The organism is Haloarchaeobius amylolyticus, assembly GCF_026616195.1.
GTDB lineage: Archaea > Halobacteriota > Halobacteria > Halobacteriales > Natrialbaceae > Haloarchaeobius > Haloarchaeobius amylolyticus.
The window spans coordinates 1-16,557 of sequence record NZ_JANHDH010000006.1 but is presented as its reverse complement, the minus strand read 5'-3'; the positions used below and the strand labels follow the sequence as shown (position 1 = coordinate 16,557).

The 16,557-nt window shown below is 66.4% G+C and carries 16 protein-coding genes, 1 tRNA gene and 1 pseudogene; 14 read left to right on the top strand and 4 right to left on the bottom strand.

The window, feature by feature from the left end:
- Positions 1 to 79: 79 nt before the first annotated feature.
- Positions 80 to 2,059 (bottom strand): 3-hydroxyacyl-CoA dehydrogenase/enoyl-CoA hydratase family protein, encoded by a 1,980-nt coding sequence (locus tag NOV86_RS22800; RefSeq protein ID WP_267644174.1) that lies wholly within the window; start codon positions 2,057 to 2,059, stop codon positions 80 to 82.
- Positions 2,060 to 2,175: 116 nt separating this feature from the next.
- On the opposite strand from NOV86_RS22800, the gene NOV86_RS22795 reads away from it, so the two are divergent.
- The 7 genes from NOV86_RS22795 (at position 2,176) to NOV86_RS22765 (ending at position 8,165) form a co-directional block, all read left to right on the top strand.
- The gene (locus NOV86_RS22795; RefSeq protein WP_267644173.1) at positions 2,176 to 3,327 is read left to right on the top strand and encodes an acyl-CoA dehydrogenase family protein; all 1,152 of its coding nucleotides are present in this window, start codon (positions 2,176 to 2,178) and stop codon (positions 3,325 to 3,327) included.
- Between the two features lie 310 nt (positions 3,328 to 3,637).
- Positions 3,638 to 5,167 (top strand): Na+/H+ antiporter NhaC family protein, encoded by a 1,530-nt coding sequence (locus NOV86_RS22790; RefSeq protein WP_267644172.1) that lies wholly within the window; start codon positions 3,638 to 3,640, stop codon positions 5,165 to 5,167.
- Positions 5,164 to 5,436 carry a DUF7513 family protein gene (locus tag NOV86_RS22785; protein ID WP_267644171.1) on the top strand — a complete coding sequence of 91 codons (273 nt, stop codon included), beginning with the start codon at positions 5,164 to 5,166 and terminating at the stop codon, positions 5,434 to 5,436. Before NOV86_RS22790 ends, NOV86_RS22785 begins: the two co-directional genes overlap by 4 nt.
- A gap of 84 nt (positions 5,437 to 5,520) precedes the next feature.
- Positions 5,521 to 6,093: a DNA-3-methyladenine glycosylase family protein gene (locus NOV86_RS22780; protein ID WP_267644170.1), complete on the top strand. Its 573-nt coding sequence runs from the start codon at positions 5,521 to 5,523 to the stop codon at positions 6,091 to 6,093.
- Between the two features lie 202 nt (positions 6,094 to 6,295).
- Complete coding sequence (locus NOV86_RS22775; RefSeq protein WP_303647915.1) at positions 6,296 to 6,994, top strand: AzlC family ABC transporter permease; 699 nt, start codon at positions 6,296 to 6,298, stop codon at positions 6,992 to 6,994.
- A complete protein-coding gene (locus tag NOV86_RS22770; protein ID WP_267644168.1) occupies positions 6,991 to 7,380 on the top strand; it encodes an AzlD domain-containing protein in 390 nt (129 codons plus the stop codon). Before NOV86_RS22775 ends, NOV86_RS22770 begins: the two co-directional genes overlap by 4 nt.
- A gap of 188 nt (positions 7,381 to 7,568) precedes the next feature.
- Entirely contained in the window at positions 7,569 to 8,165 is a 597-nt protein-coding gene (locus NOV86_RS22765; protein WP_267644167.1) for a DUF7344 domain-containing protein, read from the top strand.
- Between the two features lie 73 nt (positions 8,166 to 8,238).
- Here the strand turns inward: NOV86_RS22765 and NOV86_RS22760 are convergent, their stop codons facing one another.
- Together NOV86_RS22760 and NOV86_RS22755 are read right to left on the bottom strand one after the other, a co-directional pair.
- Positions 8,239 to 9,597: a RimK family alpha-L-glutamate ligase gene (locus NOV86_RS22760; protein WP_267644166.1), complete on the bottom strand. Its 1,359-nt coding sequence runs from the start codon at positions 9,595 to 9,597 to the stop codon at positions 8,239 to 8,241.
- Positions 9,598 to 9,698: 101 nt separating this feature from the next.
- Entirely contained in the window at positions 9,699 to 10,454 is a 756-nt protein-coding gene (locus NOV86_RS22755; RefSeq protein WP_267644165.1) for a GNAT family N-acetyltransferase, read from the bottom strand.
- 139 nt (positions 10,455 to 10,593) lie between these two features.
- On the opposite strand from NOV86_RS22755, the gene NOV86_RS22750 reads away from it, so the two are divergent.
- The 5 genes from NOV86_RS22750 to NOV86_RS22730 all read left to right on the top strand — a co-directional run bounded on the left by NOV86_RS22750 (position 10,594) and on the right by NOV86_RS22730 (position 15,246).
- On the top strand, positions 10,594 to 11,649 hold the full coding sequence (locus NOV86_RS22750; RefSeq protein WP_267644164.1) for a succinylglutamate desuccinylase/aspartoacylase family protein: 1,056 nt from the start codon (positions 10,594 to 10,596) through the stop codon (positions 11,647 to 11,649).
- 69 nt (positions 11,650 to 11,718) lie between these two features.
- Entirely contained in the window at positions 11,719 to 12,150 is a 432-nt protein-coding gene (sdhC, locus tag NOV86_RS22745) for a succinate dehydrogenase, cytochrome b556 subunit (protein WP_267644163.1), read from the top strand.
- 1 nt (position 12,151) lies between these two features.
- Positions 12,152 to 12,517 carry a succinate dehydrogenase hydrophobic membrane anchor subunit gene (locus tag NOV86_RS22740; RefSeq protein ID WP_267644162.1) on the top strand — a complete coding sequence of 122 codons (366 nt, stop codon included), beginning with the start codon at positions 12,152 to 12,154 and terminating at the stop codon, positions 12,515 to 12,517.
- Between the two features lies 1 nt (position 12,518).
- A complete protein-coding gene (locus tag NOV86_RS22735; RefSeq protein ID WP_267644161.1) occupies positions 12,519 to 13,394 on the top strand; it encodes a succinate dehydrogenase/fumarate reductase iron-sulfur subunit in 876 nt (291 codons plus the stop codon).
- A gap of 10 nt (positions 13,395 to 13,404) precedes the next feature.
- Positions 13,405 to 15,246 carry an FAD-binding protein gene (locus NOV86_RS22730; RefSeq protein ID WP_267644160.1) on the top strand — a complete coding sequence of 614 codons (1,842 nt, stop codon included), beginning with the start codon at positions 13,405 to 13,407 and terminating at the stop codon, positions 15,244 to 15,246.
- Between the two features lie 43 nt (positions 15,247 to 15,289).
- Here the strand turns inward: NOV86_RS22730 and NOV86_RS22725 are convergent, their stop codons facing one another.
- The gene (locus tag NOV86_RS22725; protein ID WP_267644159.1) at positions 15,290 to 15,490 is read right to left on the bottom strand and encodes a XapX domain-containing protein; all 201 of its coding nucleotides are present in this window, start codon (positions 15,488 to 15,490) and stop codon (positions 15,290 to 15,292) included.
- 95 nt (positions 15,491 to 15,585) lie between these two features.
- Between NOV86_RS22725 and NOV86_RS22720 the strand changes: the two genes are divergently transcribed.
- Positions 15,586 to 15,673 (top strand) — tRNA-OTHER (locus tag NOV86_RS22720).
- A gap of 591 nt (positions 15,674 to 16,264) precedes the next feature.
- A pseudogene (locus NOV86_RS22715) lies at positions 16,265 to 16,557 on the top strand (DoxX family protein); the annotation flags it as partial.

Here is a 16,557-nt window from a genome sequence, read left to right as displayed (position 1 = left end):
GCTCGGGACCGGGTCGACAAAGTCCTGTCTGTGGCGGCACACTCGCGCGAAAGAAGAGAACTCGAAACCGACCGGCGGCTTACTTGCCTTCGAACTCGGGGTCGTCGTCGCCGAAGAACGCGTTGATGCCCTCGTGGACGTCCTCGGTGCCGACGACGTGGCCGAAGCCCATGCTCTCGATCTCGAGGCCGGCGTCGGTGTCGTCCCAGCCCTTGGCCATCGCGCGCTTCGTGTAGCGCATGGCGATGGGCGGGCCACCGGCGAGCTTGGCGGCGAGTTCGTGGGCCTTCTCCTCGAACTCACCGGGCTCGACGACCTCGTTCACGAAGCCGAAGTCGTGCATCGTCTCGGCGTCGAAGTGGTCCGTCGTGAAGATGATCTCCTTCGCGCGGCCCATGCCGACGATGCGCTGGAGGCGCTGGGTGCCGCCCCAGCCGGGGAGCAGCCCGAGGTCGAACTCGGGCTGGCCGAAGTTCGAGCGGGTCGTCGCGATGCGCATGTCGGCGCAGGTCGCCAGCTCCATGCCGCCGCCGAGACAGTAGCCGTCGATGGCGGCCACGACCGGCATCTCGGTCGTCCCGAGGCGGCCGAAGGTCTCCTGGCCGTACTTCGAGAGTTCGACCGCACCCAGCGGGTCCGCGCCGCCGCCTGCGATGCTCATGAAGTCGGCACCGGCGGAGAACGCCTTGCCGCCCGCGCCGGTCATGAGGATGGCGCGCACGTCGTCGTCGTCCTCGAGCAGGTCGAGCGCGTCGTCGAGTTCCTCGATGAGCTCCAGCGAGATGGAGTTCATCTGCTGGGGCCGGTTGAGCTCGATGTGGCCGACCATGTCGCCGGGGTAGTGGATGTTGAGCGTGTCGAAGTCTACGCCCTCGTCGGCCTCCGCACCCGCGCCGCCGCGGAAGCCGCCCTGCTCGACGAAGCCCTCGAAGTGCTCGTCGGGCTCGTAGCGGGCGTGCTCGGTCTCGTCGTAGGCCGACTTCAGGGCGGAGAGGAGCTTGTTGAGGCCGTACTCGTCGGCCATCTTGGCCGGGCCCTTCGGGAAGCGCCCGCCGAGCTTGACGGCCTCGTCGATCTCGTCCGCGGAGGCCACGTCGTCACCGATGAGGTAGCTGACCTCGTTGGCCATCGACGCGAGCAGGCGCTCCTTGACGACCGCGCTGTGCTCGTCCATCGGGATGTCGGCGCCGTCGCCGTCCTCGTAGTCGTAGAAGCCCTTGCCGGTCTTCTGGCCGAGGTTCTCCTCCTCGACCTTCTCGACGAGGAGCGGACACGGCTCGTACTTGTCGCCGAGCTCGTCGTGCATGTAGTCGAGGACGTGGTGGCCGACGTCGATGCCGACGTAGTCGGCGAGTTCGAAGCTCCCCATCGGGAGGCCGATGTCGAACTTCGTCGTGGAGTCGACCTCCTCGATGGTCGCCACGTCGTCGTGGACGAGCCACGCGGCCTCGTTCATCAGGGGGACGAGGATGCGGTTGACGATGAAGCCGGGGACGTCCTTGCGGACGCGGACGGGCGTCTTGCCCATCGCCTCGGCGAGGTCCTCGGTGACGTCCATCGTCTCGTCGCTCGTCTCCGCGCCGGAGATGACCTCGACGAGGTCCATGCGCACCGGCGGGTTGAAGAAGTGCATGCCGCAGAACTGGTCGGCGCGGTCGGTCGCGGTCGCGATCTCCGAGATGGAGAGGCTGGAGGTGTTCGTCGCGAAGACGGCGTGGTCGGGGGCGTGCTCGTCGACCTCGCCCCAGACGTCCTTCTTGATGTCCATGCGCTCGACGATGGCCTCGATGACGAAGTCCGTGTCCTGGACCGCCTCCTCGAGGTCGACGATGGGTGTCACGCGGTCGATGGCGGCGTCGGCGTCGTCCTGCGTGATGGTCTCCTTCTCGGCGAGCTTGTTCAGGCTCCACTCGATCTTGTCGTACCCGTCCTGGACGAGCTCGTCGTTGATGTCACGCAGGTTGACGTCGTAGCCTGCGAGGGCCGCGACCTCCGCGATGCCGTGGCCCATGTTGCCTGCACCAAGAACTGTGATAGTGTTGATTTCCTCTAACTCCATGTTCGGACCGACAACTGGCAACCGTTTCAAGGTTTCCCCTGTCCAAACCAGAAACGCTTTTCGAGTTTATCAGCGGTTACATAGATTTTTAACCCTGAATCGGTTAATAGTTTCCTATGGACTTCGCCCTTACAGACGAGCAGAAACAGATCAAAGAGGAGGTTCGACGGTTCGCGGAGAACGAGATCGAGCCCGTGGCCCAGGAGTACGACGTCGAGGAGAAGTACCCGTGGGACATCATGGAGAAGGCCGCGGACGCGGGCCTGCTCGGTGCACACATCCCGTTCGAGTACGGCGGTGCCGACTACGGCAACCTCGAATCGGCCCTCATCACCGAGGAGCTGTTCGCGGTCGACCCCGGTATCGGCCTCTGTCTCACCTCCGCCTCCTTCGGCGCGGACGCCATCATGGAGTTCGGGACCGAGGACCAGAAGGAGCGATTCCTCGAGCCCATCCCGACCGGTGAGGCCATCATGGGTGCGGCCATCTCCGAGCCCGACACCGGCTCCGACGTCTCCTCCGTGAGCACGCAGGCCGAGAAGGACGGCGACGAGTGGGTGATCAACGGCAACAAGATGTGGATCACGAACGGGTCCATCGGCGACTACTACGTCGTCCTCTGCCAGACCGACCCCGAGGCCGAGGGCCGCTACAACGGCTTCAGCCAGATCGTCGTCGAGTCCGACCGCGACGGCTTCAAGTCCGAGAAGATCACGGGCAAGCTCGGCATCCGCGCCTCGGACACGGCCGAACTCATCCTCGACGACGTGCGCGTCCCCGAGGAGAACCTCATCGGGACCCGCGGCATGGGCTTCCTCCAGCAGATGCAGTTCTTCGACGAGACCCGGACCGCCGTCGCCGCACAGGGCGTCGGTATCGCGAAGGGTGCCAGCGAGGCCGCCCTCTCCTACGCCAAGGAGCGCGAGCAGTTCGACCGCCCCATCTCGGACTTCCAGGCCATCCAGCACAAGCTCGCCGAGATGCACACGAAGACCGAGGCGGCGCGCAACCTGACCTACAAGGCCGCCTGGAACGTCGACCAGGGCGAGGACATCACGATGCTCGCCTCGATGGCGAAGGAGTTCGCCTCCAACGTCGCCGTCTCCGTGGCCGACGAGGCCGTCCAGATCCACGGTGGCGCCGGCTACGTGAACGACTTCCCCGTCGAGCGGTTCTACCGCGACGCGAAGATCACGCAGATCTACGAGGGGACGACCGAGATCCAGAAGAACATCATCGCCCGCGAGCTGCTCGGCAAGGGCTTCTAGGCGCGGCGGTGTGACGGGCCATCGCCGGGCCCGCACCGACGACCATCTGCTTTGTTTCTCTCTGTTTCGAATCGATACCGGCTCGCCCCGACCGTGGCTAAAATTAGGGTCGAGAATGGTCGGGCGCTATGGGATAGCACCGAAGTATTCGGATTCTGAAATCCAGTACACGCTCTGAATCTGGCACAGGGGACACCCTCGACCGTTCTGACGGGTCTGACTGGGAGCAACAGTAAGACACACAGATATTCCTCAGTCACTTTGTGTGGTTTTATACTGAGTGATAATCTCCCCACGCCCGATGGCAGAGATGGAATCGTTAGACGACAGTGCTGAATCGAACCCGCCGTCGCTCTCGTTCTACGGCGGGCGTGCCGCGAGTGCGGTCCCGCTCGCCGTCTTCGTCGCCTGGGCCATCTTCCAGAGCGGCGTGCTCGGCATCGGGGACACGCAGGGACTCGTCATCGGGATGTTGTTCGGCCTCATCGCCGGGCTGTTCCTGGTGAAGGGCTCGTGGAAAGACTACGCGGACACCATCTTCGACGGGATGACACAGCGCGTGGCCGCGACCGCGGTCGTCGCCTGGCTCTGGGCCGGGATGTTCGCGAACGTCCTGCAGGCAGGGCAGTTCGTGAACGGCCTCGTCTGGGCCGCCGACGTGACCGGGGTCGCCGGCAGCCTCTTCCCGGCGGTGACGTTCGTGCTCGCCGCGCTGCTCGCGACCGGTATCGGCACCGGCTACGGGACCGCGATCACGTTCACGACCGTCGTGTTCCCGGCCGGCATCCTGCTCGGGGCCAACCCGACGCTGCTGTTCGCCGCCATCCTCTCGGGGGCGGTGTTCGGCGACAACCTCGCGCCGGTCTCGGACACGACCATCGTGAGTGCGGTCACGCAGGACGCAGACATCGGCGGCGTGGTCTCCTCGCGCCTCAAGTACGCGCTCGTCGCGGCGGCGTTCGCGTTCGTCGCGTACGTCTTCGCCGGCCTGTCGATGGCCGGTATCGACGTGACCGGGGCGGGGACGAGCCTCGCCGAGCAGGCCAACGCGGTCGGCCTGGTCCACCTCGTCTCGATGGGCGTGGTCATCGGGACGGCCATCCGCGGCCGGCACATCGTCGAGGCCGTCACCTGGGGGCTCGTGACCGCCATCACGGCGAACCTCCTGCTCGGGCTCTCGACCGTCTCGGACATCATCGTGTTCTACGCGCCCGCCGAGACGAGCCTGGCCTCGAGCTTCACCTGGCTTCCGTTCGTCCAGATCGCCGGCCCCGACCAGTCCGTCGCGGTCGGCGGCGCGCTCTACAACGGGGCGATCGGGTTCTTCCCGCTCATCGTCCTGACGCTGCTCATCGTCGCCGGCGCGGAGATCATGATCCGCGGCGGCGGCTTCGAGGCCATCCTCGACTTCCTCATCGGCTCCGTCGCGACCTCGGTCCGCAAGGCGGAGGTCACGATGGTCATGGGCACCGCGCTCGTCAACGGGATGATCACCATCAACACCGCGGCCGAGATCGCCATCGCGCCGTACATCGCGAAGCTCGGTGGCCGCTTCAACCTGAACGGCTACCGGCGCGCGAACATCCTCGACGCGAACACCTCCGCCCTCGGGTACATCTTCCCGTGGGGCGGCGGCCTGCTCGCCGGGTACGGGGCGATGACGAGCCTGACCCAGTCCATCCCGTGGTTCACCCAGGAGATGGTCGTCAACCCGGTCAGCGTCTGGCCGTACGTCTTCCACGGCTGGTTCCTCGTGGCGGTGTTCATCGTCGCCGCGTGGACCGGCTACGGCCGTGAGTACGTCCACGACCGCCAGTCCGCGGAGGTGCAGCGCGTATGAGCCTGCTCTCCTCACTGCTGGCCGGCGTCGGCTTCCGGACCCGCACCCCCTCGTTCGGACAGGGCGAGGAGGTGACCGGGTTCGTCAGCGACGCCCGTAACGGCGAGGCGCTCTTGCGCATCGGCGACTCCGAACTGTACGTGCAGGGGGTCGACGACCCCGAGCGACTCGTCGACGAACGAGTCGTGGTCCGCGTCGAAGAGTTCGACGACAGCACGAGCGCCGGCAAGGCGGTCCTCGTCGAGGTCATCGAGGGTCGCGGGCTGTAGCGGCAGGCGCACCGTTCCTTCTCTTCGTCGGAGCCGCCGCCCGACAGCGCGTGCTTTAATCCGCCGGGGGTCCTGCAACCGCACGTGTCCGACGCCGACCCGCACGAGTTCCTGCGTACAGACCCCGACATCGGGCCGCTGGTCGACGAGCACGGCGAACTGTCGGTCGAACCGCATCCCGACCCGTTCGAGCGACTGGTCGTCTCCATCGTGAACCAGCAGCTGTCGGTCGAGTCCGCCGCGGCCATCCGCGAGCGCCTGTTCGACCGGTTCGCGGTGACGCCCGAGGCCCTGCTCGCGGCCGACGAGGACGCGCTGGCGGACGTGGGGCTGTCGAGCCAGAAGCGCCGGTACATCCGGAACGTCGCCGAGCGCTTCGAGGACGGGCTCTCGGTCGAGCGCCTGCACGCCCTGGACGACGACACCGTGATGGCCGAACTCACCGAGATAACCGGTATCGGCGACTGGACGGCGAAGATGTTCCTCATCTTCTGTCTCGGCCGCGAGGACGTCTTCCCGGTCGAGGACCTCGGCATCCGCCGCGGCATGGAGGAACTCTACGGCGAGGCGACGCGGGCCGAGATGGTCGAGACCGCAGAGCGCTGGCGGCCGTACCGGAGCTACGCCAGCCGGTACCTCTGGCGGGTCGTCGACTGACGCGGCCGGGGCGATAGCGACCCCCCGAAGAAGCGCGCCATACCGGCTCCCGTCGCCGGAAGCGGACGAACTATTGTCGTCGGGTGGATGCCACGGAGTAGATGCGACAGCCACGCCCAGCACGGCACGCAGGACCGACCGAGGTGACCTACCGGTGAGCAACCGCGCGGACCTGCTCGCCGGGGTGCGGGCCGTCGTCCCGATGCTCCTCGGCATCGTCCCCTTCGGGCTCATCGCGGGGGTGAGCGCGGTCGAGGCCGGGCTCGACCCCCTGCACGCGGTCGGGTTGTCGGTCGTCGTCTTCGCCGGGGCGTCCCAGCTGGCCGCGATCGAGCTGTTCGGCCGCGACGCCCCCCTCGCGATCATCGTCGTCACCGTCCTCGTCATCAACCTGCGGATGATGATGTACAGCGTCTCCATCGCGCCGCACTTCCGCCGGTTCGCCCTCCGGTGGAAGGCGCTGTGTGCCTACGTCCTCACCGACCAGGCGTACGCCCTCTCGGTCACCGAGTACCGCCAGACCGACCCCGGGGAGCGCAGCCGGAAGTGGTACTACCTCGGTGCTGCGTTCACCCTCTGGGTCGTCTGGCAGGTCACGACCGTCGCCGGGGTCGCCCTCGGCGCGAGCGTCCCCGCCGGGCTCTCGCTCGAGTTCGCCATCCCACTCACGTTCATGGCCCTGCTGTTCCCGGCGCTCTCGGACCGGACGACCGAACTCGTCGCGCTCGTCGCGGGGGCCATCGCGATTCCGGCGGCCGCGCTCCCCTACGACCTCGGCCTGGTCGTCTCGGCCGTGCTCGCGCTCACGGTCGGCACGCTCTACGACTGGCGCAGCGACACGGACACCGAGCCCGACACCGGCGGCGACCACGACGCCGCGCGGGAGGGGGCCGAACCGTGACGGGGTACGACTCGGCGGCCGTCTGGGCGGTCATCGTCGTCGCCGGTGTCGGGACGTTCGCCATCCGGTTCTCGTTCATCCTGCTGCTCGGGCGCATCCAGGACGTCCCGGACCGGGTCGAGTCCGTGCTCCGGCTCGTGCCGGCGGCGGTGCTCGCGGCGCTGGTGGTCCCGAGTATCGTCGCACTAGAGACGGTCGGTCCTGCGGGAAGTGGCCTGGGGACCGGCGGGTTCGCGCTCGCCTACGACCCCGCGAAGGTCGTCGCCGGCGCGGTCGCCGCGGCGGTCGCGTGGCGGACCGAGGACGTGCTCGCGACCATCGCCGTCGGGATGGTGACCCTGTGGCTCGTCGACTGGGCGACCGGGACGCTCGGGCTGCTGGCGTGAGCGTAACGACAGGTAGGCAGGAGCCAGACCGCAGGTAACGGTCCCCTAGCATCCGTTTCGCCGTTCCTACCCGAATTCTCGGAACGGCAGAACCATCAGCCGCCCGGAATACTAAACCCGGTTAATTAAGAGTTATGGCCGCGTTGTGTGTCACGTACCCACTCGGTTATCAGGGGGGAATGGGGACAATGGCAACGAAGCAAGCGATCACACCACTACCAGACGAATCGTCCGAGGAGTCGGGACCGTCGAAGGAGGAGGTATTCGAGGTCCTCTCGAACCGCCGCCGCCGCCAGACGCTACACTACCTGCTGCAGAAAGACGACGAGACCGCGACCAAACGCGAGGTCTCGCGCCAGCTCGCAGCGTGGGAGAACGACGAGCCCATCGACATGGTCTCCTCGAGTGAACGAAAGCGCGTCTACATCGCGCTCCACCAGACGCACCTGCCGAAACTCGCCGACGCGGGCCTCGTCGACTACGACGCGTCCCAGGGCACCATCACGCTGACCGATGCCTGCCACGACCTCGACGTGTACCTCGACGTCGTCCCGGAGAACGAGCTCTCGTGGAGCCAGTTCTACCTCGGCCTCGGCGGGCTCTGTCTCGCGCTCACCGCGCTCGCGGGCCTCGGCCTCGTCCCCTTCGACGGGGTCCCCGGCCTCGCGTGGGCGGGCCTGTTCGCGGTCGCGGTCACCGTGGCGGGCGGCGTCCACTACCTGCGCGACAACCAGCACCAGCTCGGGGTCGACGCGGAGCCGCCGCTGCTCGGGGAGGGGGAGTAGTACAGCGAGACACGGACGAGACGCACGAACCACACCGGCGAGAGCCGCAGAACAGAACGAGCGAACGCGGGGCCTACTCGAGGACCTCTTCCTCTTCCTCGCGCTCGTCCTCGTTCGCCTTGTCGGCGCGCTTGGAGACGTCGACCTGGTAGTTCTTCAGGATGTCACGGCCGAGGAGCACCGGGTAGTCCATGTGGCTGCGGTCCTCGACGCTGGCGGTGACGGTGTGCTGCTGGCCGCCGACGCCGACCACGAGGTCGACGACCGGACGGGACTTGCCCTGTTTCAGGCTGCCGGACTTCACACGCATGACCGACTTGATGGGCCCGGCGCCGATGTCGGCCGCCAGCCCGGTGTCGATGGACGTGCGGGTCGCGCCGGTGTCGGACTTCGCCATAACGGTCTTCGAGTCGGAGGTCCCGGAGACGACGACCTGCTCGGTGTAGCCGACGACGACCGGCTTGTCGGGCATCTCGGTGCGCTCGCGCGGCGCGCAGGACGGCCAGGAGTCGTCGAGCGTCGCCGAGAGTTCGCGGACGCGCTCCTCGTCGACGTCGCCGCCGGCCTTCTCGATGGCGAGCTTCGCGATGTACGGCGCCGGCGAGCGGTTCGTCGCCTGGTAGAGGCCCTTGAACCCGGCCGTCGGGTTGACCTCGAGGACGTACCAGCCGTTGTCGCCCTCGACGATGTCCACGCCGGCGTAGTCGAGGCCGACGATGTCGGCCGAGCGCTTGGCGATCTTGCGGACCTTCTCGGGGAGTTCCTCGGTCGCGTCCTGCACCTCGCCGCCGAGCGCGACGTTGGTCCGCCAGTCGTTGTCCGGTGCGTAGCGGTACATCGCACCGACGACCTGGTCGCCGACGACGTAGACGCGGATGTCACGGTGGCGCTCGCCGTCGCGGTCGATGAGCTTCTGCAGGAACGCGTAGCGGTTGCCGACCTTGGCGTTGACGCGCTCGTCGGGGCCGACCTTCCAGGTCCCGCCGCCGTGGGTCCCGATGGCGGTCTTGTAGACGGCCTCCTCGCCGAACTCGTCGCGGACGGCGTTGAGGTTCTCGCCGTCGAGCGCGAGGAACGCCTCGGGGACGCGGATGCCGTTGTCCGACAGCGCAGCGGCGGTCGCGATCTTGTGTGTCGCCCGGAGCGTCGCCGGCGGCTCGTTCAGCATCGGTCGGAGGCTGTTGAGCGTGTTCGCGAGTCCGAGTTCCTCGCAGGGCTGTTCGGTGTTCGAGAGCAGCATCCGGTTCGCGATGACGTCGACGTCCGGCTCCAGGGTCACGCCCCCCTCCTTGATACGGACCGTGGTGTTCTGCTCGCGCAGCCACTCCGGCTGGTGGCCGAGTTCCTCGACGGCGTTGCAGATCGCCTTCGACTCCTTGCTGTTGTGAAGGCTTAGCACCCCTACGCGCACGCTGTCAGAAGTATCATCCATACCACCGTCAACTCACGCCCACGCCAAAAACGTTGCCAGTCACGAGGACGGATGTGAGTCGCCAACAGGCCTCTGGCGGCCACACACCGGCGGTACCGGATTCAGAGGTAGGCGGCGTCCCACCGCGTCGGCTTCCGGCGGTTCCCGCACTCGTTGCAGACGACCTCGCCCATCGTGCTCATCGCGTTCTCGAAGGACTGGCAGGCGCCACAGAACCAGCCGTACTTGCGGTCGCGGTCGTCGTCGCTGTAGGCCTGGTAGAACGGCCCCTGCGAGCCGCGGGCCGCCTCGCTGTAGCTGACGTAGACCGTGCCGTCCTCGGTCTCGAAGGGGTCGAGCGTCTCCCACTCCGGCACCTCCTCGCCGTCGACCTTCCGCCAGACGTTCTCGCGGAACTCGCTCTCGCCGATCTCGACGACGCGGTCGCCGACCATCTCGTAGCCGTGGCCGTCGTAGAACTCGTTGCCGAACTCGTTGCCCGCGAGGACGGCACTGGAGATGCGCTCAGCCCCGTGGTCGAGCAACTCCTCCTGCGTGCGGACGAGCAGCCGCGAGCCGATGCCGCGGTCGCGTGCGTCGGGGTCGACGTGGAGCCAGGTGATGCGCCCATCGACCGACTCCCTGGCGAGGAGTTCGCTCTGGGAGAAACCGACGACCTCGCCGCCGTCTTCGGCGACGAGCAGGATGACGTTGTCGTCGTCGAGCTGGTCGTGGAGTTCCTCGTGGTCGTACCACTCCGCGATGGCCTGGTCGATGACCTCGGCGTCGAGGAAGCTCTCGTACGACGCGTGCATGGACCGGCTGGCGATGTCTCGAATCGTCTCGGCGTCCGCTTGGGTCGCTTCACGTACCTCCATACCCGGATGTAGGACTGGCACGCTCTTAATGGTCGACCCACGATTCTGGGCTCCGGCCCGTGATTCGCGACCCGGTCCAGCAACCTGTACTGCGAGGCGACACGCACACGCCTTTATAGCGTGCCCCCGGAGACTCTGTATGAGCAGCGAGGAGGATTCGACCGACACGAACGAGGCGTTCACCTACATCGGTGGGAAGGTGGACCCCGGCGAGTCGGCGAACATCCGCTACGGTATCAGCGAGACGTATCTCGGTGACCCGGTCCGCATCCCGGTCACCATCATCAACGGCGAACACCCCGGGCCGACCGTCTTCCTCTCCGCGGCGGCCCACGGCGACGAACTCAACGGCATCGAGGTCGTCCGCGAGGTGGCCCACGAGTGGCCGCTGGACGAACTGCACGGCTGTCTCGTCTGTCTCCCCGTGCTGAACGTCCCCGGCTTCCTCGCCCAGCAGCGCTACCTCCCCATCTACGATCGCGACCTCAACCGGTCGTTCCCCGGCCGGGACGACTCGACCAGCGCGAAGCGGATGGCCCACCGCATCTTCACGAACTTCATCGAGCCCTGCGACCTCGGCGTCGACCTCCACACGTCGACCCGCGGGCGAACCAACATGCTCCACGTCCGCGCCGACATGGACGACCCCGACGTGTCGCGGCTGGCGCGCGCGTTCGCCTCGAACGTCATCATCTCCAGCGAGGGGCCGGAGGGAACCCTGCGACGGGAGGCCTCCGACGTCGGCATCCCGACCATCACCATCGAGATGGGCGAGGCCCACCGCTTCCAGCGCCACCTCATCGACCGCGCCCTCGACGGCGTCCGGAGCGTCCTCGCGGAGTACGGGCTGCTGAAGGCGGAGTCGGTGCGCTGGCCCGGCTGGCGGACCATCATCGAGGGCCACAACGAGAAGACGTGGCTGCGCGCGGACGCCGGTGGCATCGTCGACATGCACTTCGAGTGCGGGTCGCTCGTCCACGAGGGCGACCGCATCTGCACCATCACCAGCCCGTTCAAGACGGACAACGACCCCATCTACGCCCCGTTCACGGGCGTCCTCGTGGGCGTCCTCGAGAACCCGGTCGTCTACCCCGGGAACCCGCTGTGCCACCTCGTCGAGCTCGACCAGTCGACCCTGCGCGCGGTCGAGAGCGAACAGTCCGCACCGCCGGACACCCCCGCCGAGATGGCCTGAGACATACCGGCGTTGTACCTCGCTTACGTAACTACTATAACTGCACAATCCAACCCTCCGGACGAGAGTATGAGTCAGTCTTACAATCGCGGTCTTATCGAGGACTTCAGTCGGTGGAAGGAGTTCTCGGCCGGGATGTGGGCGTGGATATTCCACAAGTTCACGGGATGGGTTCTCATCGGGTACCTGTTCACCCACATCGCCGTGCTGAGCACCGCCATCGAGGCGTCGTCGGCGTCGGCAAGTACAATCGCTGCGGGCGAGGACGTCTACTCGACGACGCTGATGGCGCTCGAGAGCATCTTCGTCGTCCGCCTGCTCGAGGTCGGACTGCTGGCGGTCGCCGTGTTCCACATCCTCAACGGCATCCGCTTGCTGCTGGTCGACCTCGGCATCGGGCTCGAATCGCAGGACAAGACGTTCTACGCGTCGCTGGTGCTGACGGGCGTCATCATCATCGCGAGCGTCCCGACCTTCATGGCGGGACTGGGGGGTGCCTGAGATGGCGGGCGCACCGACCTCCTTCGAGCGCGGCGGCTGGGGCTGGCTGTTCCAGCGCATCACGGCCGCCTTCCTCGTGGTGGTGCTCGCGTTCCACTTCTTCCTGCTCCACTTCTACCACCACGCGTTCGAGATCACCTTCGCCGGGACGACGGCCCGCATGCAGGACCTCGGCTACTTCGCGACGATGTGGCTGTTCCTCGTGACGGCGACGTTCCACGGCGTCAACGGCGTCTACAACGCGCTCGTCAACCAGGGCATCAGCGGGAGTGCGAAGACGGCCGTCAAGGGCGTACTGGCCCTCGCCGGCCTGCTGCTGGTCGTCCAGGGCACCAGAGTCGCACTCGTCATGAACGGGTTCCTCTAACATGAGTACGCAACTGCCAGACACGGAGACGGAAGAGAGCGAGGTCGAACCGAGCGGCAAGCCGCACCAGGACGAGCGGATGGCCGAGAAGGCGCGCAAGAAGGCGTTCCGCGACGCGGAGAAGCAGGCCAAAGAGGACCTCGAGGCGGCCGAGAACGCGGTCCACCTCAAGGTCTTCCGCTACGACCCCGAGGTCGAGGGCAAGCAGGAGCCGCGCTTCGACGACTTCTACGTCCCGTACCGGAAGGGCATGACCGTCCTCGACGCGCTCATGTACGCCCGGGACCACTACGACTCGTCGCTGACGTTCCGGCACTCCTGCCGGCAGGCGGTCTGTGGCTCCGACGCGATGTTCGTCAACGGCCGCCAGCGCCTGTGCTGCAAGACCCAGCTCTCGGAGATGGAAGAGCCGGTCCGCATCGAGCCCCTGCCCCACCAGGAGGTCGTCAAGGACCTGGTCGTCGACATGCAGCACTTCTACGACCAGATGCACGCGGTCGAGCCGTATTTCCAGTCGGAGGACGTACCCTCGGGCGAGGAGCAACACCAGACCCGTGAGAACCGCGAGAAGGTCAAGATGTCCACCCGTTGCATCTGGTGCGGTGCATGCATGTCCTCGTGTAACATCGCGGCCGGTGACAACGAGTACCTCGGGCCGGCGGCTATCAACAAGGCCTACCGGTTCTACATGGACGAACGCGAGAACGAGGAAGAGCTGAAAGAACACCGACTGCGCATCCTCGAGCAGGAACACGGCGTCTGGCGGTGCCAGACCCAGTTCTCCTGTACCGAGGTCTGTCCCAAGGACATCCCGCTGACCGAGCACATCCAGGAGCTCAAGCGCGAAGCAGTCAAGCAGAACCTGAAATTCTGGTGATACGATAACAATGTACGAACACGACGTGCTCGTGGTCGGCGGCGGCGGAGCGGGCCTCCGCGCCGCCATCGCCGCCCACGAAGAAGGTGCAGACGTGGCGATCGTCACGAAACTCCACCCGGTCCGCTCGCACACCGGCGCGGCGGAGGGTGGCATCAACGCGGCCCTTCGCGAGGGCGACGACTGGGAGCTGCACGCCTACGACACGATGAAGGGCTCGGACTACCTCGGTGACGCGCCCGCCATCGAGACGCTGGCGCAGGACGCCCCCGACGAGGTCTTCCAGATCGAACACTGGGGCATGCCGTTCTCCCGCGAGGACGACGGCCGCGTCTCCCAGCGCCCCTTCGGTGGCCTGTCGTTCCCGCGCACCACCTACGCCGGTGCCGAGACGGGCCACCACCTGCTCCACACGATGTACGAGCAGGTCGTCAAGCGAGGTATCGAGGTGTACGACGAGTGGTACGTGATGAACCTCGCCGTCACGGACGAGGAGACGCCCGAGGACCGGAGCTGTCACGGCCTCGTGGGCTACGACGTCAAGTCCGGCGAGATCGCGGGCTTCAAGGCCAACAACGGGGTCATCCTCGCGACCGGCGGCCCCGGCCAGGCGTTCGACCACACGACCAACGCGGTCGCCTGTACCGGTGACGGCTACGCGATGGCCTACCGCGCGGGCGTCCCGCTGGAGGACATGGAGTTCGTCCAGTTCCACCCGACCACCCTGCCCAGCACGGGCGTCCTCATCTCCGAGGGTGTCCGCGGCGAGGGTGGTATCCTCTACAACGCCGACGGTGAGCGCTTCATGTTCGAGTACGGCTACGCGAAGAACGACGGGGAGCTCGCCTCCCGCGACGTCGTCTCGCGCGCCGAGCTGACCGAGGTCAACGAGGGCCGCGGCTTCGAGGACGAGTACGTCATGCTCGACATGCGCCACCTCGGCGAGGAGCGCATCGTCGACCGCCTCGAGAACATCCTCCACCTCGCGGAGGACTTCGAGGGCGTCGACGGGCTCAAGGAGCCGATGCCGGTCAAGCCCGGCCAGCACTACGAGATGGGTGGTATCGAGACCGACGAGAACGGCCACACCTGCATCGACGGCCTCTACGCGGCCGGCGAGACCGCGTGTGTCTCCGTCCACGGTGCCAACCGCCTCGGCGGCAACGCGCTGCCCGAGCTCATCGTCTTCGGCGCCCGCGCCGGCCGCCACGCCGCCGGCGCCGACCTCGGTGAGGCCGAGATCGAGACCGGCGAGCGCGGCGACATCGAGTACGACGAGACCGAACTGCCCTACCAGCCGGGCGAGGTCGGCATGGCCGGCCCGCAGACCGACGCCGTCGCCGACGGCGGAGCGGTCGCGACCGACGCCAACAGCGTCGTCGAGGCCGCCGTGCAAACCGAGCGCGACCGCGTGGACCACCTGCTGGAGAAGGACGAGGGTATCCAGCACTCCCAGATCCGTGCCAAGCTCCAGAAGACGATGACGAAGAACGTCAACGTCTTCCGCGAGGAGGAGGGCCTCAAGCAGGCGCTCAAGGACATCCGGGAGATCCGCGAGGCCTACCAGGACGTGTACGTCGAGGACCCCTCGCGCACGTTCAACACCGACCTCCAGCACACCATCGAGACGCGCAACCTCATCGACATCGCCGAGACCATCACGCTCGGCGCGCTCGTCCGCACGGAGTTCCGCGGCGCCCACTGGCGCGCGGAGCACCAGGAACGCAAGGACGAGGAGTGGCTCAAGCACACGCTCATCTCGTGGCACGAGGGCGAACCGACCATCTTCTACCGGCCGGTCATCCTCGAGGGCGAGAACAAGAAGTACGAGCCCAAGGTCCGCTCTTACTGACGGACCCCGGGCCGCGATTCGACTGACTCTCGTTTTCCCGGTATCAGGCCAGCCCGAGCGCCTGCATCACGTCGCCGACCGTCACGCCCGTCTCCGACATCGCCTTGAACCCGAGGAAGATGCCGACGATGCCCATCACGCCCGCGAGGTTCGGCGGCGCCGGGATGGGGACCTCGACGAATTTGAAGAGTGCGCCCACGGTGAACCCGGTGAGCGTCGCGAGGAAGACCTGTGTCACGTTCATAGCGTCAATTCACTCGGGCGGGTGCCGATAAAAACCGTTCCATTCGACGCGCGTACCAATGTGTACTTTGCTGTCAGGTGAGTAGGGACGGCCGAGGAAGGGTAGCTCAGGGTAGAGCGCGTCGTGGCGTCGTCCACGACGGACAATACAAGGCTTCGCGTGGTTCGAGTCCCGCCCCTTCCGCTCGTTGTCCGAACGTCAGTGAGGACACGAGCGGCGACTGCGGGACTCGAATCAGGGAGGTCTCGCGCAGCGTCAGCGAGCACGTCCGACCGTGGTTCGAGTCCCGCCCCTTCCGTTCTCTGGCGACCGATAGGGAGCCATGAGAACGAGAAAGGGATTCGAGCCCTCCGAGCCGCAGCCCGGGAGCGCAGCGACGCGAGCACCCCGGACCGTCTCGGTCTGGTTCGAGTCCCGCCCCTTCCGCTCGTTGTCCGAACGTCAGTGAGGACACGAGCGGTGACTGTGGGAGTCGAACAGCGAGCAACTTCGTTACGAGTGAGTTCGAGTCCCGCCCCACCCAGTCGCTTCGCTCGTGAGTGTCACCGGTCCCTCCTCGCTGGCGTTCACCTGACTCTACACCGTTCTCAGATACGTAGAATGACATCCCCAACAGTGCGGGCTGTTCTCACACTACTTGCACATTGAGGTGGCTGCAGTCTATCGGTTTGGGCAGTTCTCGCGGTACCAGTTCTCAGTTCTGTAGAACCGAGAATTACGTTCTCTTTATATGTTGTGGTGGGGCGTCTGTTCAGGTGTAAGAGGACGATCACAATGGCAACCAACGAACTCAAGTCCGGAAGCAACACGTTCGAAAGCAGACTCGGTGGTATCCACGTCACGGGGAAGGCACACAGCCTGAGTGCGTGGTTCGTGCTGTCGCTGCGGCTCATGATGGGGTATGCGTTCCTGCACGCTGGCTGGGACAAGATCGTCAAGCCGTTCGATTCGAGCGGCTACCTGGTGCACGCGGCTGGTGCGAACGGGAACCCGCTGGAGTCGATGTTCCTGTGGATGGGCCAGACGACCTGGTTCGTCGAGTTCGCGAACATCGCCGTGCCGTGGGG